Source organism: Pseudonocardia oroxyli, from assembly GCF_900102195.1.
GTDB lineage: Bacteria > Actinomycetota > Actinomycetes > Mycobacteriales > Pseudonocardiaceae > Pseudonocardia > Pseudonocardia oroxyli.
The window spans coordinates 35,512-36,269 of record NZ_FNBE01000020.1; the positions used below are offsets into that span (position 1 = coordinate 35,512).

Here is a 758-nt window from a genome sequence, read left to right on the forward strand (position 1 = left end):
GTCGTCCCCGCGAGCGCGGGGGTGGTCCCGGGGCGCGGACCCGTCCGTCCGCGACGCGGTAGTCGTCCCCGCGAGCGCGGGGGTGGTCCTCTTCGAGTTGGGGGACCCGCCCCCGGAGCGTCGTCCCCGCGAGCGCGGGGGTGGTCCGGCGAAGGCGTCGACTCGACGTCCTCCGAGGGGGTCGTCCCCGCGAGCGCGGGGGTGGTCCCTCCGCGTGATCGTCGAAGATTTTCCGGGACAAGTCGTCCCCGCGAGCGCGGGGGTGGTCCCTGACGAGTGGCTAGCGGTCTGGGGAGACGCTGGTCGTCCCCGCGAGCGCGGGGGTGGTCCCCAGGATCGACCCCGGAGAGTCGCCGGGGGCAAGTCGTCCCCGCGAGCGCGGGGGTGGTCCCTCGAAGAAGATCCGTGCCGTCGTACTGGGCGAGTCGTCCCCGCGAGCGCGGGGGTGGTCCCAGCACCGTGGACCTGCGGGAGTTCCTCACCACGTCGTCCCCGCGAGCGCGGGGGTGGTCCCGGCGCAGACGCCCGGGGTGACTCCATGAGGAGGTCGTCCCCGCGAGCGCGGGGGTGATCCCCCGATGGACACCGGCTGGAACGCCGTCATCTAGTCGTCCCCGCGAGCGCGGGGGTGGTCCCGCGGGCGAGGACGTCGACGTCGAGCTGGACGTGTCGTCCCCGCGAGCGCGGGGGTGGTCCCAGTTCTCCGTGCTCCTGATGTGGGGCACCGTGGTCGTCCCCGCGAGCGCGGGGGTGGTCCC

General features: G+C 74.9%; 1 CRISPR repeat array.

From position 1 onward, the window contains the following. Positions 1 to 758: a CRISPR direct-repeat array (repeat unit 29 nt; unit sequence GTCGTCCCCGCGAGCGCGGGGGTGGTCCC).